This window comes from Ignavibacteria bacterium (assembly GCA_017303675.1).
Lineage (GTDB): Bacteria > Bacteroidota > Ignavibacteria > Tepidaquicellales > OLB5 > OLB5.
Genome location: JAFLBX010000001.1, coordinates 401,545 through 422,466, shown reverse-complemented (window position 1 = coordinate 422,466; position 20,922 = coordinate 401,545). Strand labels below are relative to the sequence as shown.

Genomic DNA, 20,922 nt, shown 5'->3' with positions numbered 1-20,922 from the left:
AGCTCCATTTAAAAATTAAATTGAAATTATTTTATAAGTATCATCTTTTTTACAAATGAAAAATTGCCTGATTCCATTCTGTAAAAATAAACGCCCGAGCTTAGTAAATAATTATCAGAGTTTAATTCAATTTCATATATACCGGCTTGCCTGTATTCATTTATCAGGATGGCTATTTCCTTTCCTGTAATATCAAAAAGCCGGATATTTACGGATGAATTCTTTGGTAATCCGTATGTTATTTTTGTAACCGGATTAAAAGGGTTAGGATAGTTTTGAGACAGTGAAAATTCTGAAGGAACAGTCGATGTTTGAATAATTCCGTTAACTGTTTCATAAGTTATCTCAATGGTCCAGCTATCAAGTGAGCTGTTGTAACCTGTATTGGTATCATCGGTGTACTGCAGTATCCATAAGCCTTCCATAGATATACCGTCAAATTGGCTGAGAGGAGCTTCAGGCCTGAAACTTCCCCTGAAAGGTACAGAACCCTGTATTATTGGGATCTGTGCTTCATCATCAAAAACAGTTCCAACATAACCATCGCCGGTACCGCCGTTATCGGTTGTAAGCTCGCAGCTGTTTATCCCTTTAATTAGATAAACGTCTGCATCCTGCGCATCGCGGGTCGAAATATTCAGTCTTACGTTAACATCTATAACATTTCCTGGTATGCCTGAAATATTTATTGTATCCAGAATGAATGAATTATTTATGCAGACCTTTGGAGTTGTTACACTCTGCTGGATTTTATACCTGCCAACTGTGTAAGTAAAGTAAACATTAGGCTGGTTTGTCCCAGGTGGATTTATACCCGAACCGCCTGAAGGCAATGTGGTTACATTAGGTGTTAATGCTGTATCCTGCGCAGCGAAATAATAATCAATTGTTGTGTTTTGCACTTGTGCCGGAATTGAAAATCGGAAAGTATCAATGCTAATTGAATATGCGTTTGAAAAATTGAAAGAACCGCCATTTATCCTGTAATAGATCCTCGGTGCATTAACACCGAATGCAATTTTTTTATTATCACATATTATTGCTGTAATTGTTCTGGCAAGTGAATCAGGACCGGAAAGTTCCGGATTATCATGGTATATCTCCGGCTTTACGGGATCTGCTAAATTTGATATTAACCCAAGTGAAAGCCTGGCATTCAGCCTCCCGTATCCCATTTCGTTGTTCCATAAACCATAAGGATAATTTGTTGAATAGCTGTATCCGCCTACTTTTTCTGCGCTAAGAGAGATCAATGCTTCAACTTCTCTGGCTTTTAATTCCGGTGCTGCTGAAAGAAGCAGAGCGCAAACTCCGGCCGCGTTTGGCGTTGCGCTTGATGTGCCGTTAAATGAACTTGTATAGTCGGTTCCGTTATAGCCAAACGGTCCAACTCTATCGGTAGTATATATCTTCATACACGGTGCAACAATATCAAGGGTTGAGCCGAAACATGCACCCCAGGTTTCAAGTGAGCAGCCATCGGTTGGACTTTTACGCTTGTTGCAGGGAGTTAATCCTCCGACAACAATAATATCAATTCCCTGGTAAATTGCGGGAAAGCGCATAGGGTTTGTATCTTCATTGCCTGCTGCATAACACATCACTGTTCCTTTGCCGTTCCTGCCGTACCGGGCTGCATCGTTAATTGCGTTCAGCAGGAGTGAGCTGTTACCTCCTACTATTCCCCAGGAATTGCTCATAACATCGGCACCGTGCTGATATGCCCATATTGTGCCGAATGCAGGTACATGGTAACCCGGTACATTTCCGGCATCATTCAATATTTTTATTGGCATTATTTTACACCTGTATGCTACTCCGGTTACTCCAAGATTATTATTTCCTATTGCAGCAACTATGCCGGCACATGCAGTGCCGTGATTACCGTCGTCATTAGGGTTGCCGTCATTATTAACAAAATCGTAACCGTAAACACGCCTGAGATCAGGGTGAGTTGTATCAACACCTGTATCAAGTATTGCGATAATAATATTACTGTCACCTTTAGTTATATTCCAGGCGCTGTCAACATCCATATCGGCATCAGCAATTATATTAGGCGGATTAGATGGGACGTTACTTCCGGTGTTTCGAAGCGCCCACTGCATAGGATAAAAAGGATCATTCACCGTATCACATGCGGCGTTGGTAAAATAAAGGCTCGGCTCTGAATAGTTTACAAAACCGTTCTCATAATACCTGTTGGCAGTTTCCATGGCATTATGCTCAGAAGAGGTTGTGACTTTTGCCAAAAAAGTCTCACCGCCGGTAACATCTATTTTCTGAACAATTTCAACACCGAACTTGCGGTTTATTTCATCAATTTGCTGCCTTGAATAACCGGGCTTGAACTGCAATATCAGGTTATTATTTAAACCGAAAAATGTTTTTTCATCATTAATGCCGAATGGTGAATATGCAAATGATGCATTTTCAAAGTTATTATCAAGCTTAAGTCTGTTTATAAGCTCAATGTATTCTGCCTGGGATAATTCACCTGTTAATTTAATGAAATTATCATCATCAACCCTGATTTGAGATCTGCTGAGATCGATCTGTGGATATTTGGAAAGGATATTAAAAGCAGAATTGTTAGTGACACCTGTTTTAAATTTCAGGAAAACAAGATCAGTACGTTCTTTCAGGAAAAATTTATTTCCCATGAAATAATAATAATTTGTGATCCGGTTTTCTGTGCTGCGCTGGAAGCCGCTGAATAAAGAGATCGCGAGCAGGAAAATAATTGCCGTCAGGAAAATATATCCCGTATTTTTTTTCAAATTTTCAGAAATTAAATTTCAGGCTGAAATTAAAAACAGCGCTGCACCAAATCTTTTCAGGAAAGCTTCCTTAATGCATTTCTCAGGCTTTCAATGACTTTGGTAACTTCATCAAGCCTGCAGGTGCCAACAGATAAACGGTACCATGTGGAATCTTCGGAATCACCAAAAGCTGAAAACGGCACTATAGCAACACGCGCTTCTTCCAGCAGGTATTTTGTAACGTCTTTTGTTGTAGCAAGCACTGTTCCGTCAGCTTTTTTCTTACCGTGCAGGTCAAACTGAACCGTCAGGTATATTGCAGCCTGCGGAGCAATTGCATCCACTTTAAAACCTTCTGATTTTAATGACATGAAACCTTCATAAAATCCGTCAAGCCTGTCGTGAACTTCCTTTTTGAATCTGTTTAAATAATTGTCAACATCTTCTGTTCTGGCTAGATACTTTGCTGTTGCAACCTGCTCTGCTTTTGGAGCCCATGCACCAAGGTGCGAGAGAATTGATTTCATTTTGCCAATTACACGTGCGGGTCCGACTGACCAGCCTACTCTTACCCCTGTTGCTGCGAATGCTTTGGATAAGCCATCTATAAAGATTGTGTAATTTTTCATTTCAGGCACAAGGCTAACGGGGTTAAAATGTTCTGTTTCACCATATGTCAAAACCCAGTAAATCTGGTCATACATCAGGTAAACAGGTTTTTCGTTCTCGCCTCTGGAATGATTTTCTTCAACTATCATTTCGCATATTTCAGTGAGATCTTTTTTTGAAAATGTTGTGCCTGTCGGGTTCAGAGGTGAGCAAAGAGCTACCAATGCAGCATCTTTAATATGCTCTTTCAGTTCGGCAGCAGTTGGCATAAAATGATTTTCAGGTTTTGTGTTAATCTCAATTTTATGCGCATGTGAAAGGTGTGTGTAATGATTGTTATTCCATGAAGGCACAGGGAAAAGTACAGTATCACCCGGCTGAACCAATGTCTGGAATGTAGCATATATAAGCGGGCGGGCGCCTGCTGACATTAAAATTTCTGTTGCAGGGTTGTAATCTACACCTTCTTTATCTTTTAAAAATTTAGAAACTGCTTTCCTTGTTTCAAGCATTCCGTCGGCAGGAGGGTAGTTTGTTTCGTGGTTAGTGTATGCTTTTATTATTTCTTCTTCTAGCTCTGCCGGGATAGGAAAAACTTTTGGATCAAAATCTCCAATAGTTAAGTTATAGATCTTTTCTCCCTGTTTTATTTTTTCGTTAATTTCACCGGCAAGCTTAATGATCTCAGATGCTATCAATGTCTCTGCCATCTTAGAGACTCTAAGGGTCTTTTCCTTTACTTCTAATATATCTGTATGCATAGGATTTTAAATAGGTTTGTGTATTTACAAACTTAACTATTTTATACAACATTGAAAATCCGAAAAGTGAAGAACTATATTAATAGTTAAACTCTTAACCCGATATTAGACTAAGGAAGTCTGATTAGATTTTATATAACAGCAATAACTTCGATCTCAACCAATGCATCCTTAGGAAGCCTGGCCACTTCAACTGTTGAACGTGCAGGTTTTGAATCTCCGAAGTATTCAGAGTAAATTTCATTCATAACAGTAAAATCGTTCATATCTTTTAAAAAAACTGTTGTTTTTATCACTTTATTTAACTCTGTACCTGCTTCATTTAGCAAAGCCTTAAGGTTTTCAATAACCTGCCTTGTTTGTTCTTTTATTCCACCGGAAATGAAATTTCCGGTTTTCGGATCAATTGCAACCTGCCCTGATGTATAAAGTATTTTACCTGAATCCATCGTTAATTTAATTGCCTGTGAATAAGGACCAATTGGCTCGGGTGCATTTTTACTATATATAATATTTTTTTGCATTTTAATGATATTTAAGTTTTTAGGATATACAAAGTAAATCAATAATTTTGTGAAAATCAATTCACTGACAAAATTACATATAAATTGTAAAATTTATCATAATTGTGGAAAAATCGCTTATATTTATGTACATTTTGTCAATCTCAAATATACACAAATGCCTTAAATTTTGATTTAAAGGCAAAAAAAGTTTGGCACAGCTATTGTAATGTACTAAAGCGAAAGAAAAAATAAAAAATAAAAATATAAAAGGAGATTTTAAAAATGACATTAGTAAAATTCAGACCCGCATCAGAACTTTCAAACATCGATAAGAAAATTAAAAAGTTCTTTGAAGATTTTGATTCACCTTTTAACGGTGACTGGGGCATTAAACCTTTCGGCAATAATGCATTTACACCCAGGGTTGATGTTACTGAAGATAATGAAAATTTATATGTTCATGCTGAAGTACCCGGTGTTGATAAGAATGATATTAAGATCAACCTGGTAGGCGATGTATTAACTATCAGCGGTGAAAAGAAATCAGAACAGAAAGATGAAAAGAAAAATTACTACAGGATAGAAAGAAATTACGGAGCGTTTTCAAGAAGCTTCACACTTCCGGCTGAAGTAATTTATGACAAGATTTCTGCTGAATATAAAGAAGGTGTTTTGAACATTACTCTTCCTAAAACAGAAGAGGCAAAAATAGTTGAAAAACAGATCGATATAAAATAATCTGATTTTTAGAAGAATGTTTCTAAGTTAGTTATTATTTGGTTAATTGAAGTAAATAAGACAGATACTTGTCTTATAGTTTAAAAGCGCCGGAGTTGATGGTCCTCCGGCGCTGATTTTATGAAACAAGTTATTTTTAAGGAAAATTTTTATGAAAAATAATATAAGCAGCTTACTCGTAAAACAGGGTTATCATAAAATTCCACTTAAAAGTAACGGAGCCGGACACTTTAAGCTTAATGCGGAAATTAACGGTAAAACCGGCAGCTTTATTCTGGATACAGGCGCTTCACATACCGTAATTGATGAATCAGCTGCTGAAAAATTCCTGCTGAAAATCTCAAAAAGTGTTTCAAAAGATGCTGGCGGTCTTGGCACTGCGCAATTAAAAACCAGGAAAAGCAGGGGTAACACTATCAGGATCAAGGAATTTTCTGTTATTAACAAAGTTATTATAACAGTTGATCTTACTCATGTAAACAATGCTCTGGAAAAATCACGCAGTAAAAAAATTGATGGTGTTTTGGGTGCTGACCTGCTTAAAAAACACAGGGCTCTGATCGATTACGCTGAAAAAACACTTTACCTGAAATAAATATGTTCAGGAAAGATTACATTATGCGTATGATCGAAGAATTTATCAAAGCAATGGCTAAGATAATTCTTTTGAGGGAACAAAAAAGCTACACCGATGCCAAATCAGAGCTGGACGGATTAAGCAAGCTTGTAACCGGATTTGGTACAGGACATTTAAGATCACTTGGCGCAGCTGGAATTAAATATGTTTTCAGCCAGAACAAAGAATCAGAAGCTGAAAAAATCTATCTTGCTGCAAGAATACTTAAAGAAGAGGGGTTGATATTGAGATCCCAGGGAAAAACTGATGACAGCTTAAAAAGTTTAGAAATTGCAAAAGAACTTTTTAAAATGGCTTCGGAAATGGATATCCCCGAAAAAGCTGAAGCATTAAAAGAATTTGAAGAATTAAATAAATAAATTTATACTAAAGAGTTTTAAAAAAAAATAAATTGATGCGGTTACTTATGATTAACTGTATCTAAAAAAACAGAAAGAATAAAAACTATGGGAAAAATTATCGGAATCGATTTAGGAACGACTAACTCGGTAGTTGCCGTAATGGAAGGCAATGACCCTGTTGTAATTCCTAATGCGGAAGGACACAGAACTACACCTTCTGTTGTTGCTTTCACCAAAGGCGGCGAGCGCCTCGTGGGACAGGCGGCAAAGAGGCAGTCAGTTACCAATCCGCAGAACACTGTATCATCCATAAAGAGATTTATGGGCAGAAGGTACAATGAAGTAACAGATGAGATCTCAAAGGTATCTTATAAAGTTGTTAAAGGCGAAAATGATACTGCGAGAGTTGAAATTGGTGACAGGGTTTACTCACCACCTGAAATTTCAGCAATGGTACTTCAGAAAATGAAACAGACCGCTGAAGATTATTTAGGCCAAAAAGTCACAGAAGCTGTTATTACAGTGCCGGCTTATTTTAATGACGCGCAAAGACAGGCTACCACAGATGCAGGTAAAATTGCAGGGCTTGAAGTAAAAAGAATTATCAATGAGCCTACTGCAGCTGCACTTGCATACGGTCTTGATAAAAAGAAAAAAGATGAAAAAGTAGCTGTTTATGATCTTGGCGGAGGTACATTTGATATTTCCATTTTAGAGTTATATGATATCGAAGGTACAGGCAACTTCCAGGTTAAATCAACCAACGGTGATACACACCTTGGCGGTGATGACTTTGACCAGAGGCTTATGGACTATCTTGCTGAAGAATTCCAGAAGCTCGAAGGCATTGACCTGAGAAAAGACCCGATGGCATTACAGAGATTAAAAGTTGAAGCTGAAAGGGTTAAATGTGACCTTTCAAGCCAGACCCAGGCTGATGTGAAACTTCCGTACATTACGGCAATTGACGGTGTGCCCAAACACATTGATATGACTGTAACCCGCGCTAAGTTTGAACAGCTTGTAGATGATCTTATTCAAAGGACAATGGAGCCATGCAAAAAAGCTCTAGCTGATTCAGGATTTACAGTTGACCAGATTGATGAAGTAATTCTTGTCGGTGGTTCAACCAGGATCCCTAAGGTTCAGGAAGCAGTGAAAAACTTCTTCAAAAAAGAACCGCATAAAGGCGTTAATCCTGATGAAGTTGTAGCAATAGGCGCAGCTATACAGGGCGGCGTATTGACGGGTGATGTTAAGGATGTATTGCTGCTTGATGTTACACCGCTTTCTCTTGGAATTGAAACTCTTGGCGGAGTCATGACAAAGATGATTGATGCCAATACAACAATTCCTACAAAGAAAACAGAAGTATATTCAACAGCATCAGATAACCAGCCTTCAGTTGAAATTCATATACTGCAGGGTGAGCGTCCAATGGCGCAGGATAACAGGACTATCGGAAGATTCCATTTAGACGGAATTCCGCCTGCTCCGCGCGGGATACCGCAGATCGAAGTTACATTTGATATCGATGCAAACGGTATACTGCACGTAAGCGCCAAGGATAAAGCATCCGGCAAGGAACAGTCAATAAAAATAACTCACTCAAGCGGATTAAGTGATGCTGAAATTGAAAAGATGCGTAAAGATGCCAAAGAACATGAAGGCGAAGATAAAAAAAGACGTGAAGAAGTTGATACTAAGAATCATGCAGACAGTTTGATATTCCAGACTGAAAAGCAGATGAAAGAATTCGGTGAAAAGCTTACCCCCGATATGAAGGGCAAGCTGGAGACAGCACTTGGCAGACTTAAAGAATCTGTTAAGGGAACAAATACCGATGAAATAAAATCTGCAATGGATGCGATGAATGCTGCATGGAATGAAGCTTCAACCCAGATGTACAGCCAGGCAACCGGCGCGCCAGGAGCTGGCGGTGAGCAGCAGGCAAATCCAAATGCCGGCGCTGAAGGCCAGCAGCCTGATGACAAAAAGGTTGAAAATGCCGACTTCGAAGTTGTTGATGATGAAAAGAAGTAACTTGTTGTACCCATAGCTTTAATATCATATATTCTCCATTAAAGCAAAATAAGCCATCCCGAAGTTGGGGATGGCTTTTTTATTTATGGAAATAAATTGTTATTTTGCATATAACTAAAACAATGAAATATATGAAGTTTACACGTTTTATTGCATTATTGGTCGTTTTCAGCTCAGCATATATAAATGCGCAGAATGATAAATTAACAGAATTTATCGAACATTATTCTGATTCCATACTTACCACTGCGCTGCAGCCGGGAATGATAATCAGTATCACAAAAGGGGATAAAGTAATTTACGAAAAATCCAAAGGTCTTGCCAACATTGAAACAAAAGCGCCAATGGTGACTGATTTCCGTTTCAGAATAGGAAGCTTAACCAAAACTTTTACATGCACTGTGCTGCTGCAGCTTGTTGACGAAAAAAAACTTACGCTTGATGAGCAAATTGATAAATACTTTCCAAATCTTCCGAATGCAAAAAACATTACAGTAAGAATGCTTGGCGATATGACAAGCGGTTTATATAATTACAGTGAAGCCAAAGAGTTTGATGATTCCATGAAGTCACATCCAAAAAAATTATGGAAACCCGAAGAGCTTATTGAAGTATCGGTTCGTAACGGAACGTATTTTGAACCCGGCAAAGGCTGGCATTACAGCAATACAAATACTGCGTTAATTGGAATGATAATTGAAAAAGTAACGGGTAATTCTTTACCGCAGGAAATTAAAACCCGTATCACCGATAAGCTCGGAATGAAAAATACCGATTTCCCCGAAGTGCCGGAAATTTGGGGCTCACATCCAGAAGGATACGGCGAAGATGACGGCACATGGGTTTACCCGCTGGTGGATGTTACCACAAAGTATAATCCAAGCTGGGGCTGGGCAGCAGGAGCAATGGTTTCAACAATCGAAGATCTAAAGATCTATCTAAAGGCTTTGGCTGAAGGAACGCTAATCAGCAAAGAAACAATGGCTGAAAGAATGAAACCCGGACTGGAAAGGGACGGCTTGAAATACTGTTTTGGTATGTTCATACTTGGTGATTCATATATAGGGCATAACGGTTCTTATCCCGGATTTCATAACATTTCAGTTCATTCACCCAAAACCGGAATAACCGCGATTATATTCTATAATACTCAGTCAAACCGCTCACCTGACGATTTTTTGAAGGCGATATTACCAATGCTTGAGTAAATTTACAAAATTTCACATAATTTCTGCCCCATTTTTTATTAAAAATGGGGCTTTTTTTGTCATACCCAAATTACGGTATAGCAACCATTTGTTTAAATATAATCTTTAGGTTATTTTGGTATAACGTATATAATTATACAGGTTATGAAAAACAGAAAATTACTATATATATCGCTAATCTTTTCATTAAGCATATATTTAACCGGGTGTTTTCCGGCATCCAGAACTGAAGAAGATTCAGAGCCAACTACTGAAACAACCACAGAAGAGAAAAAGGAAGAAGAAAAAGAGAAAGAAGTTACCGATGTTAGTGATGCAGGCGGTGCCAGGATAATGAGAATTGCTGCCAGTGAGCAGAATGTGGAATGGTATTCACCTAGCGTGGACTCAACTTATTTATACTGGCTTAATAATCAGCTTATAGTTTTAAACGGTTCAACAAAGTGTAATATTTTTGCGCTGAATGTATTGTATAAATCAGGCTTTAAAACACCGAAACAAAATGCATTATGCCGAGATCTTGTTGATACAGAAAAATTTACTGATATACTTCCTGTAGTCGGTGTAAAAGATATTTCATCAGCTCAAAAAGGCGATCTTATTGTGTGGAAAGGTCATGTTATAATATTTGAAGAACTTGTTCAGTCAAAAAAGGATGTTTATGTTAAAGCATGGTGGGCCGGCACCAGGCAAAAGGATAACGGCGATAATATCCGCAACAATGTAATATACGGCAAATACAAAATTAGCGGTGATTATGTTGTTAGAAGACCTTTAAAAAAATAAAAGGCATCCGGCAAAGCCGGATTTCAATCTGCTAGCGCAGATTTCAAGAAGTAAAAAGGCAAAACAAGTTAAGGTTTATCTAGAAGCTGCACTCAAGGCCTACAAGCCCGAAGCCTCTGTCATAATTGAAATCTGGCCCCTTAATGGAATTGATCAGGTTATATCCCAATTGAATTTTAATCTTAAGGAACTCTCCGCCCATTCTTATTTTGAAAGCGGGTTCAATTCCAATTGCCTGCGGCATTAGGGGATCCTTTATTTCATGAAATTCATACCTGATAAAATTATAATAGCTTAACCTGACAGAAACAATAAAGTCTATAAATTCCTGCTGGACTGAAAAATTCTGTATAACAAAAAACCGGTGGTAATCAGCATTTTCGAAACCGGGTCCGTTTGTTAAAGCCTGGTCTTCATAAGAAGAGTTTATTCTGATTTTACCATATCCTCCGAATATCTCATAGAACATTGAATCCTTTTTACTCATCCGGGTAAAATACCCCAGCCCAAAACCCCACTGCCTTTGGAAGCGCGGCTCACTGCTTCTTTTATCAAGATATGATAAATCACCTATTACAGCAAAATTAGTGTAAAATGAATAACCTGCCTGCAGGTTGGTACCGCTGTTCCCTATAGAAACTCCGCCTTTGAACTGGTTAGCTTCATTAAATGCGGGAGCATTTACTTCAGTTGGAATATAAACTGTTGTGCATGACGATAAAAAAAGAAGTATAGTTAAGGAAGCAGTTATATAAAATAAGTTTTTCATGATAATTTTTTTGTTCAAGGTTTTACTTCAATTAAACTTATAACTAAATTACTTCAATTTTTAGTAATATTAAATGTAGAAACAACTGTTGATTTTTTGCTTTTTCACTTCTTGAAATCTGCTTTTGCAGATTGAAATCCGTCTTTGACGATGCTTATTGCCTTCCATTTTATTCATTGTAACACTCTCAAATTTTCGGTAATTTCCGTAATATCAACAGAAAACCTATATTTTCAGGGAGAAAATCGTGAAAAATCGCTATTACATAGATAAAATTGCAGATTTCGTAGGCCAGGAAGTAATTATCCGGGGATGGCTGTATAATATCCGTACTTCAGGTAAATTAATGTTCCCGCAGTTAAGAGATGGTACCGGGATCATTCAGGGAGTTGTATCACAGAAAGAAGTAACAGAAAAAGTTTGGGAAGATTTTAAAAAGCTTACACAGGAATCATCACTCATTGTAACAGGTACTGTTGCTAAACATCCCAAGAAGGAAGAGTATGAGCTGCATGTTAAAGATATTGAAATTGTGCAGATAGCAGATCCATATCCTATAACACCAAAGGATCACGGGATTGAATTCCTTGCTGACCACAGGCATTTGTGGGTGCGCTCGCAAAGGCAGACTGCGATAATTAAAGTTCGTGAAGAAATTATTAAGGCATGCCGTGATTACATGTATGATAACGGCTTTACGCTTTTTGATTCACCTATATTTACACCAAACGCTGCTGAAGGTACAACAACATTGTTCTCATCAGATTATTTCGATCTTGGCAAGGCTTATCTTGCGCAGACAGGTCAATTATATGCCGAAGCCGGCGCAATGGCATTGGGTAAAGTATATGATTTCGGCCCAACTTTCCGCGCCGAAAAATCAAAGACCCGCAGGCATTTAACCGAGTTCTGGATGATAGAGCCTGAAATGGCATTCTATGATATTTACGATGATATGGATCTTATTGAGGATTTTATTGTATATATAGTTGAGCGCGTAATTAAGAACAGAAAAAAAGAGCTTGAAATACTTGAGCGTGATATATCAAAACTTGAGGCGGTCAAAAAACCGTTTCCAAGAATAACTTACGATGAAGCTGTTGAGATAATCAATAAAAAGAATGTTCCGCTAATCCGTAAAAAAGCTGATGGCGGTGAAGAGGAGATCAGGCCATTCCCATGGGGTGAAGATTTTGGAGCTCCCCATGAAGAAGCAGTTGTTGAAGATTATGACAGGCCTGTAATGGTATACAACTGGCCTTCTGAAGCAAAGGCATTTTATATGAAACGTGATCCTGAAAATCCAAAAGTGGTGCGAGGAGTTGATGTGCTTGCGCCTGAAGGTTACGGTGAAATAGTTGGCGGGAGTGAACGTGAAGATGACCTGCAGCTTCTTGAAACAAGAATTAAGGAACATAATCTGCCTATGGATGCGTTTCAGTGGTATCTGGATCTCCGCAGGTTCGGCAGCGTGCCGCACAGCGGGTTCGGCATGGGTATAGAACGTGTTGTTTGCTGGTTATGTAAGCTTGATCATGTTAGAGAGTCAATTCCGTTCCCAAGGCTGATGTACAGGAACCGGCCGTAAATTTTTAGCTGGCTCAGTGAAATTATACAGATCAGATGGAAACCATAATAATAGACGCATATAACCTGATGCATAAGGTAACCGAGCTTAGGATACTGCTGGCTCAGTCACAGGATATATGTGTAGATACCATGATACAGAAGCTTCGCAACCATTACCACGGCAGAAGCACTAAATGTATTATTGTATTTGATGGTTTCGGGCAGAATAAACATGAAGGCAATATCAGCGTAAAGTTCTCTAAAACAGGCGTTGGACCCGACTACGGCCACGCTGACGCATTGATAAAACACCTGATAGAAAAATCAAGAAACCCAAAGCTTTTAAAAGTAGTCTCAAGTGACAGGGAAGTATCATCCTTCGCAAAAGAATGCGGTTCAAGGATACTTACATCGGAAAGCTTTTGGGGGGAAGTAAAGGATAGAAGAACTGAGCGGGTTGAAGCTATTCGTGAATCAAAGGAAAAACCATCAGTAGTTACCCGCGGCGAATTTGAATTTTTACTAAAGGAATTTACTAAAAAATAATATATGCACGTAATAGAAACGCAGAATCTGTACAAAGAGTACACCCAAAAGTTTTCAAAGCAGAAAGTTAATGCTTTGAATGATTTTACTTTCAATGTTGAGCAGGGAGAGATCTTTGGCTTGCTGGGTCCGAACGGAGCCGGTAAAACGACACTCATAAAGATACTTCTTGCAATTACATTTCCAACAAACGGTTCAGCAAAGCTTTTTGGTACTGATGTAAAGAACCATAAAGCCAAAACTAAGGTAGGATATTTGCCTGAAAATCATAAGTTTCCCAGTTATTTGACCGGAGAACAGGTGCTGATGTATTACGGTCAGCTCTCAGGAATGAAGGCCGGTGCTGATATGAATAAACGCATCGATGAAATGCTTGGTATGATGAATCTTACGCAATGGCGCAAAACCAGGATCAAGAAGTATTCTAAAGGTATGATGCAGAAGCTGGGTCTTGCACAGTCAATGTTAAGCGATCCCGACCTGATCTTCCTTGATGAACCGACCGATGGTGTTGACCCAATTGGAAGGAAAGAGATACGTGATATACTTGCTCAGATCAAATCAAGAGGCAAGACAATATTTCTAAACTCTCACCTGCTTTCAGAAGTTGAAATGATTTGTGACAGGGTTGCTATCTTAAATAAGGGAGACCTTATAAAAGAAGGTAATGTTGATGACCTTACGAAGGCTGAAAATATTTTTGCCGTTCATACTGTAGATGCATTAACAATGGATGTAAAGCAGAAGGTTCTTGCAGTTGATGGCAGTGCAGGCATTGGTGAAAAGGAAATTAATACTGAATCAGGTATCGATAAACTGAATGTTATAATTGATACTCTGCGCTCAAGCGGTGTTAAGATACAGACCGTAAATCAGAAAACAAGTACTCTTGAGGAATTATTTATAAACGTAATCAAAAAGGATAATACCAACTAAGGATATATAATGCTGACAATAATTCAAAATACTTTCCGTGAAGCGCTGGCAAAGAAAATATTTATAGGTTATTATATATTCTATGCCATTGTTATTCTAATTATGATATTTCTGGTGAACATGGATTCCGTCGAAGGCGTGATGAGCCTGGCTGATTCCAAAATGCTTGTTCTGCAGGTTGAAACCGGCTTTTTGACAATATCATGGAACCTGATCATTTTTTTCTCACTGATATCCACTGCATCTTTCATCCCCTCAATGCTTGAAAAAGGCACCATTGATCTGCTGATATCAAAACCGATATCAAGACCGATGATCCTGATTTCAAAGTATTTAGGTGCTGTTCTGTTCGTATTTATCAGTATGGTTTTCTTATTGGGTTCAATTTGGCTGATACTTTCGCTAAAATCAGGTTTCTGGGATCCGACATTTCTGCTTTCAATTGTATGGTTAACCCTGGCATTTGCAGTAATGTACAGCATAGTAGTAATAATAGGTTTAACAACCCAAAGCACAGTAGTGGCTATTCTGGTGAATTTTTTCCTGATATTTGTTCTGTGCCCGCTTCTTTCTGTAAGAGAAGCTGTTATATTTTCGCTGGTAAGCAATGAAACAGTTAAATTTATATTTGATTTCCTGTATTACCTGCTTCCGAAGCCGGGTGAATTCAGGGATGTTACCACTTCTATGATAAACGGAGATACCATTAATATGTGGAAAAGTTCTTCTAATGCTGAAACGGGAATCTTTACTGTATCATGGCTTTCACCTGTAAGCTCAGTGTTATTTTTACTGGTAACTATGGCTTATTCAGTTTATTATTTCGCTAAGAAAGACTATTAATTTTAATTTACAATTGTCAATTAACAATGAACAATAAAAAGAGACTGTACAGAAGTATTGCTTACCTCGTAATTATTGTTAATTGCTCATTGTTCATTGTAAATTGCGGAAAGAAGCTTGATCCTGACCCGTTACCGCTGACAGTTAAGCAAAATCTGGCCTTACTGCAAAATGACCCGCAGTTTGTAATGTATTTCAACTTCAAAAAAATGCGTGATACCCGGTTCTGGGAACAGTTCCTTTCGGATTCTGTTTTCAGCGCGGAACGCAACTTCGGGGGGTTTCTTAGTCTCATAAACCAGGCAGCAGGCGTTAGCATATCAAACGGTATTGATGAAATGTATTTTTCAAATTCATGGATAGGCGATAACGCCATAGTGGTAAAAGGCACATTTGACCGTAAAAGAGTTAACGATTACGTTTCAGCCGATACCCTTTATACTAAAATAGAATATCCTAACGGAATTACTGTTTATAAACAGCTAGATGCCAACCTGAATTTTTATTTTAAAGATGATTTCACTCTTTGTGCCAGCAATTACCTTAAGCTTATAGAAAATACATTTACTGTTACAGATACTTCAAACTCCGGTCTTTTAACGAATTTTAATCTTATGAAAGAGATTGAAATGATAAAGTACAAGGAAAATCTATGGATGATCTCAAATCAAAAGCTTTTTATCAGGGGAATATTTGAGAATTTTTCTGATATGAACAAAAAGAAACAGCCTGTAATGCCCGGTAGCGAGAGCGGTGATTCACTGAACCTGAATGATACCACGCAAAGTGAAGAAATGGCTGAATTATTTTCTATTTATAAAAAGATAAATTCTGTCGCCTTTTCAGTTAAGATGACAGATGAAATTGATATAGTTATGCAGAATGAATGCGAGGATAACAATTCTGCAGTTGAGTTAAAGAACAGAATGGAAGCTGTAATTGCACTTGCAAAGCTTTCGACCACATTAAGCGGTAAAAAGCCGCCTCCGGCAATAAAGCTGCTGGATAATGTTGAAACAAATGTATTTGATAAAACTGTAGTAATTGAAGCAAAGCTAAGCGAAAAGGATATTAGGGAAATACGGCTGCAAAGGATATTTTGAAATAAATTTATAAACCTGCCTTTATGGCTTTAAAATAATATTTAATGATATCATCTGTAATTGGCTCAACCACAGTTGGTGTGAATGCTTTCAGGGTAACAATTGAAACGCATGTTGAAAAATCCCTGCCAAAAATAATTATTGTAGGACTTCCGGACAGCGCTGTAAAAGAATCTGCAGAAAGAGTAAGCGCAGCTATCAAAAATTCTTCTTTATTCTTTCCGGTACAGAAAGTTACAGTTAATTTAGCTCCCGCCGATGTAAGAAAAGAAGGCAGCGGATTTGACCTGCCTATAGCAATCGGAATATTGTGCGAAACAGAACAGGTTAAGCCTGATATGCTGGGTGATTACCTTTTTGCAGGCGAACTTTCTTTAGATGGCAAGCTTAGACCTGTAAAAGGTATCCTGCCAATAGCAATAGAAGCTAAAAGGCAGGGTCTGAAAGGCATGATCATACCTGAAGAGAATGCACGCGAAGCAGCCATGGTTGAAGGTATTGATGTACATCCGCTTGGTTCATTAATTGAAGTTGTGGAATTCCTGAACAACGGAGGCGGCCTGGAGCCGTTCAGGGTTAACCTGGATGAAATATTTAATGTTGACCAGAAAAGTATTGTTGATTTTGCCGATGTTAAAGGGCAGATAGAAGTAAAACGTGCGCTCGAAGTTGCAGCAGCAGGCGGGCATAATATTATAATGGTTGGTCCCCCGGGCTCGGGTAAAACAATGCTTGCAAAGCGTATACCAACTATCCTTCCGCCAATGTCTTTTGATGAAGCCCTTGAGACTACTAAAATCCATTCAGTTGCCGGACTTCTTCCTTCGAATACTGCACTGGTATCGATCAGACCCTACCGTTCACCGCATCATACTATAAGTGATGTTGCGCTTGTTGGCGGGGGACCCGCGGCAAAGCCGGGAGAGATCTCCTTCGCTCATCACGGAGTACTTTTTCTTGATGAGCTTCCGGAGTTTAAAAAGAATGTACTTGAAGTTATGCGCCAGCCGCTTGAAGACGGAAGGGTGACAATTTCCAGATCAAAAATCACCGTAGATTACCCATGTAATTTTATGCTGGCATCGGCAATGAACCCATGCCCGTGCGGCAATTACGGCAATCCGAACCAGGATTGCAGCTGCCAGCCGCAGCAGATACAGCGGTATATGTCAAAAATTTCGGGGCCTTTGCTTGACAGGATAGATATTCATATACAGGTTCAGGCTGTTAAATATAAGGAGCTTTCAAGCGCTCAAACCGGTGAGCCTTCAGCAGATATCAGAGCAAGGGTCATTAAAGCCCGGGAGATACAGCTGAAAAGATTTAAGGATAAAAAAAATATTTTCAGTAATGCTGATATGCAGTCAAAAGATATCCGGGAATTCTGTAAAATTGATAGTGCAAGTGAAGAACTTATGAAAATGGCAATTACCAAACTTGGGCTATCTGCACGTGCTTATGACAGGATACTTAAAGTCGCCCGAACAATTGCTGATCTTTCAGGTGAAGAAAATATATCTTCTGCTCACATCAGCGAGGCTATACAATACCGCTCGCTTGACAGAACCATGTGGATGGGATAATTAGAATCGTAATTTCAAAATGCCAAAATCCAAATGTCAAAAATTGTCTCTCGTGGTATGAGGTTACAAAAAAACTATCAACAATGTACAAATACCTTTTAATACTATTATTTTTAGCCCCTTTTACTTTTTCTCAATCAATTCCTGAAAAGTTTATTGATGCACTTATTTATGATAAATCCGAGATCATCAATTATATCAGTGCTGAAGAGCGTATTCTAAGCAACAGGCTTGGTATTGAATACACCGGTGTAAATAGCAAAATCCTGATTGGCTATGAATTACCAGATGAAATAAAATCTGGCATCATAAGCGGAAAATATAAATATGAGCTCAAAGAACAACCCCTTAGTGATAATTACAAAGAAGTAATATTCAATGTATCTGCAGCGAATTATTCACGTAAATATTACTTTAATAATGGTTTTGTAACAAACGGCACTTATCATTCGGGATTTTGGGAAAAACAGGAAAGCAAGTATTTCACTTTTCGCATAGAGGAGCCGAGATATTTCAATGACTACTGCATCAAGCGGCTTGACCAGTTTGTTGATATGATTGCTGATACTCTTGGTTTTACAATTGCAGAAAGACGCATACTTGAAAAAGAAAAGATAGGATACATTTTCTGTAAAGATGAGGCGAGTGTAGAAAAAATTACAGGCTTTAAGGCAAAAGGTATGGCAATGCTCGGCACCGATGAGGTAGTTACATCATATCAAACGCATTTTCATGAAGTCGCTCATATTTTAATTAACTACAAACTCAAAAAACTGGGATTGTACACGCTTCCTTTCTTTATGGAAGGATTTGCAGTAGCAGTTGGCGGCCGGGGCGGTATGGCTCCGCGTGTAGTTACGGATCTTGGCTACTATCTTCAAAAATCAGCCATACTAACATATGATTCAATTATTACTAACGATGGCTTTTATAACAACGATGCAAGCATGAGCTACTCGGTAGCCGGATTGTATAACTCGTTTTTGCTTAACGAGCTAGGTGGCAAGAAATATCTGGAATTGTATAAGAAAGCGAATGGGGATTTGGAATATGTGAAGAATATTGAAATGAATTCCCTGCGTTTTCCCAAAATCAATAATTGGAATGTATATTTATATGAATATAATAAAAATCCAGATTTAAATTTTATAATTACCGATACCAGTAAACCATCAAGAGTTGGCAATATTGGATACGTTCCAATTTTCAAAAAAGATAAAATCAAATTCTTTGTAAGTTATTATCAATTTATTGGATTTGACAAACTAAATGAGACTGAAAATAATTATACAAGCAGACTTTTTTTATCAATGTTTCCTAAAGATTCTTTGTCGGCAACAAATCCCCCTGAGATAGGAATATTTGTTGACAGCGTTTCTGTGAAAGTGGTAAACTTCTTTAATGACGAAATCATTGTTAATTATTTGAAGAATTTATCATACTCAAACGAGTTTGTACCTATCGTAGGAAATGTTTTTGAATTCTTCATTAAAAAAGATATCTTGATACGATTCAATAATAATGGTTTTGTTCTTAGTGGTGAAATATTAGAAACATATTTAGATATTTATGAAGAACGATGGAAAAAATAATTAAATGAACTTCAACACCATCATAATCGGCGCGGGCGCTGCGGGACTTATGTGTGCAATTGAAGCCGGAAAACGCGGCAGGAAAGTACTGGTGCTGGAGCATGCTGAAAAGATAGGGAAGAAAATACTTATTTCCGGCGGAGGAAGGTGCAACTTCACAAATCTTGATGTTAAACCCGAAAATTTTATTTCAAATAATCCGCATTTCTGCAAATCAGCTTTGGCTAGGTATACCCCGCAGGATTTCATATCACTTGTTGAAAATCACGGCATCAAGTATCACGAAAAAAAGCTGGGACAGCTTTTTTGTGACGGCTCCGCCAAAGAAATTGTCCAAATGCTGCAAAATGAATGCGATGATGCGGGTGTTGAAATCAAGGTAAACTGTACCATTGATAACATTGAACAAATTAACAATTCAGGCAGCGAAACATCATTCCGTATTACAAGTAATATTGGAGAGTTTATAACCGAATCACTTGTCATTGCTACGGGCGGAATTTCAATTCCGCAAATGGGCGCAAGTGATCTGGGTTACAAGATCGCCAAACAATTTGGTTTAAAATTAACCAAAACTGTCCCGGCACTTGTACCTTTCACACTGAATGAAAAAGCATACAGCGAACTTTCAGGGCTTTCCATAGACTCTATTGTCAGCTGTAACAATATCAGCTTCCGTGAAAACATATTGTTCACACATAAAGGATTGAGCGGTCCCGCAATTTTACAGATTTCAAGCTATTGGAACGGGGGAGATACAGTAAACATCGATCTATTGCCTGAAACAGATCTGCCATCAGTTTTAAATGAACATAAACCCAACAAAACAGAGCTTGTGAATGTTCTTTCAAAATTTTTCCCGAAAAGATTTGCCGAAAAATGGTGTGAGCTTAATTTTCCAACAAAACCGGTTAATAAACTCTCTGATAAAGAAATTGAAATGATAGAAATAATGCTGCACTGCTGGAAGTTAGTTCCTAAAGGAACCGAAGGATTTGGCAAAGCGGAAGTAACAAAAGGTGGAGTTGATACAAATGAGCTATCAAGCAAAACCATGGAGTCAAAAAAAGTACCCGGCCTCTATTTTATTGGTGAAGTGGTCGATGTTACCGGCTGGCTTGGCGGTTATAACTTTCAGTGGGCATGGTCTTCCGGATTTGCAGCAGGAGAGTTTGTCTGATCAATCCGGATACAATCTGGCATCATCACTTACCGGGAAGACATATTCATCATAAACCTTAACCTGTATAATGGTATCGGGCTGCAGGCTTGATAGATAGTAAGTGTCCGCATTCCATCTTGCCGTCAGGAGCTTATACTCTCCGGAATTATCCTTAATTTCAAACCGAATATTTGCAAACCTGAATGAAGGGCTGGTATTTGATTGCGGTTCCGCTCTAACGCTCACTATCCTTGCTTCGCGGTATTCCGCCTTTTTTTTTATTTCTTCAAGCTCCCTTAATTTTTCTCTTTCTACTTCATCCCGTTTCATATTTTTATTAAACAGCCTGTAGAAAAAAAGCGCAAGCAATATTATAATTGCAAGCGGAATCAGTACTGCAAAATACAGTGTTGAACCTTCCATTATAT

19 protein-coding genes are annotated in these 20,922 nt (G+C 38.3%); 14 read left to right on the top strand and 5 right to left on the bottom strand.

Annotation, left to right across the window (positions count from 1 at the left end; genetic code table 11):
• Nucleotides 1-26: 26 nt before the first annotated feature.
• The 3 genes from J0M37_01915 to J0M37_01905 form a co-directional block, all read right to left on the bottom strand.
• Nucleotides 27-2,780, bottom strand: a complete 2,754-nt coding sequence (locus J0M37_01915) for a S8 family peptidase (GenBank protein ID MBN8583822.1) — start codon at nucleotides 2,778-2,780, stop codon at nucleotides 27-29.
• 56 nt (nucleotides 2,781-2,836) lie between these two features.
• Complete coding sequence (locus tag J0M37_01910) at nucleotides 2,837-4,081, bottom strand: pyridoxal phosphate-dependent aminotransferase (GenBank protein MBN8583821.1); 1,245 nt, start codon at nucleotides 4,079-4,081, stop codon at nucleotides 2,837-2,839.
• A gap of 182 nt (nucleotides 4,082-4,263) precedes the next feature.
• On the bottom strand, nucleotides 4,264-4,656 hold the full coding sequence (locus J0M37_01905; GenBank protein MBN8583820.1) for a RidA family protein: 393 nt from the start codon (nucleotides 4,654-4,656) through the stop codon (nucleotides 4,264-4,266).
• Nucleotides 4,657-4,920: 264 nt separating this feature from the next.
• Between J0M37_01905 and J0M37_01900 the strand changes: the two genes are divergently transcribed.
• From J0M37_01900 to J0M37_01875, 6 genes are all read left to right on the top strand, one after another.
• Nucleotides 4,921-5,376, top strand: coding sequence for an Hsp20/alpha crystallin family protein (locus tag J0M37_01900; GenBank protein MBN8583819.1), 456 nt, complete (start codon nucleotides 4,921-4,923; stop codon nucleotides 5,374-5,376).
• 151 nt (nucleotides 5,377-5,527) lie between these two features.
• Complete coding sequence (locus J0M37_01895) at nucleotides 5,528-5,971, top strand: clan AA aspartic protease (protein ID MBN8583818.1); 444 nt, start codon at nucleotides 5,528-5,530, stop codon at nucleotides 5,969-5,971.
• A gap of 2 nt (nucleotides 5,972-5,973) precedes the next feature.
• Nucleotides 5,974-6,372, top strand: a complete 399-nt coding sequence (locus J0M37_01890) for a hypothetical protein (protein ID MBN8583817.1) — start codon at nucleotides 5,974-5,976, stop codon at nucleotides 6,370-6,372.
• A gap of 87 nt (nucleotides 6,373-6,459) precedes the next feature.
• Nucleotides 6,460-8,397: a molecular chaperone DnaK gene (dnaK, locus tag J0M37_01885; protein ID MBN8583816.1), complete on the top strand. Its 1,938-nt coding sequence runs from the start codon at nucleotides 6,460-6,462 to the stop codon at nucleotides 8,395-8,397.
• A 122-nt stretch (nucleotides 8,398-8,519) separates the two neighbouring features.
• Nucleotides 8,520-9,605, top strand: coding sequence for a beta-lactamase family protein (locus J0M37_01880; GenBank protein ID MBN8583815.1), 1,086 nt, complete (start codon nucleotides 8,520-8,522; stop codon nucleotides 9,603-9,605).
• Between the two features lie 144 nt (nucleotides 9,606-9,749).
• Nucleotides 9,750-10,391, top strand: coding sequence for a hypothetical protein (locus J0M37_01875; protein MBN8583814.1), 642 nt, complete (start codon nucleotides 9,750-9,752; stop codon nucleotides 10,389-10,391).
• Between the two features lie 79 nt (nucleotides 10,392-10,470).
• Here the strand turns inward: J0M37_01875 and J0M37_01870 are convergent, their stop codons facing one another.
• On the bottom strand, nucleotides 10,471-11,160 hold the full coding sequence (locus tag J0M37_01870) for a hypothetical protein (protein MBN8583813.1): 690 nt from the start codon (nucleotides 11,158-11,160) through the stop codon (nucleotides 10,471-10,473).
• 247 nt (nucleotides 11,161-11,407) lie between these two features.
• Between J0M37_01870 and asnS the strand changes: the two genes are divergently transcribed.
• From asnS to J0M37_01830, 8 genes are all read left to right on the top strand, one after another.
• Nucleotides 11,408-12,748 carry an asparagine--tRNA ligase gene (gene asnS / locus J0M37_01865; GenBank protein ID MBN8583812.1) on the top strand — a complete coding sequence of 447 codons (1,341 nt, stop codon included), beginning with the start codon at nucleotides 11,408-11,410 and terminating at the stop codon, nucleotides 12,746-12,748.
• 35 nt (nucleotides 12,749-12,783) lie between these two features.
• Nucleotides 12,784-13,275: an NYN domain-containing protein gene (locus J0M37_01860; GenBank protein ID MBN8583811.1), complete on the top strand. Its 492-nt coding sequence runs from the start codon at nucleotides 12,784-12,786 to the stop codon at nucleotides 13,273-13,275.
• A 3-nt stretch (nucleotides 13,276-13,278) separates the two neighbouring features.
• Nucleotides 13,279-14,211, top strand: coding sequence for an ABC transporter ATP-binding protein (locus J0M37_01855; GenBank protein ID MBN8583810.1), 933 nt, complete (start codon nucleotides 13,279-13,281; stop codon nucleotides 14,209-14,211).
• Nucleotides 14,212-14,220: 9 nt separating this feature from the next.
• A complete protein-coding gene (locus tag J0M37_01850; GenBank protein MBN8583809.1) occupies nucleotides 14,221-15,054 on the top strand; it encodes an ABC transporter permease in 834 nt (277 codons plus the stop codon).
• 26 nt (nucleotides 15,055-15,080) lie between these two features.
• Nucleotides 15,081-16,157, top strand: coding sequence for a hypothetical protein (locus tag J0M37_01845; protein MBN8583808.1), 1,077 nt, complete (start codon nucleotides 15,081-15,083; stop codon nucleotides 16,155-16,157).
• Between the two features lie 44 nt (nucleotides 16,158-16,201).
• Nucleotides 16,202-17,740, top strand: a complete 1,539-nt coding sequence (locus J0M37_01840) for a YifB family Mg chelatase-like AAA ATPase (GenBank protein ID MBN8583807.1) — start codon at nucleotides 16,202-16,204, stop codon at nucleotides 17,738-17,740.
• Nucleotides 17,741-17,823: 83 nt separating this feature from the next.
• Nucleotides 17,824-19,332 carry a hypothetical protein gene (locus J0M37_01835; GenBank protein ID MBN8583806.1) on the top strand — a complete coding sequence of 503 codons (1,509 nt, stop codon included), beginning with the start codon at nucleotides 17,824-17,826 and terminating at the stop codon, nucleotides 19,330-19,332.
• Nucleotides 19,333-19,336: 4 nt separating this feature from the next.
• Nucleotides 19,337-20,512: an NAD(P)/FAD-dependent oxidoreductase gene (locus J0M37_01830; GenBank protein MBN8583805.1), complete on the top strand. Its 1,176-nt coding sequence runs from the start codon at nucleotides 19,337-19,339 to the stop codon at nucleotides 20,510-20,512.
• On the opposite strand, the gene J0M37_01825 is transcribed toward J0M37_01830, so the two are convergent.
• A complete protein-coding gene (locus J0M37_01825) occupies nucleotides 20,513-20,917 on the bottom strand; it encodes a hypothetical protein (GenBank protein ID MBN8583804.1) in 405 nt (134 codons plus the stop codon).
• Nucleotides 20,918-20,922: the final 5 nt, after the last annotated feature.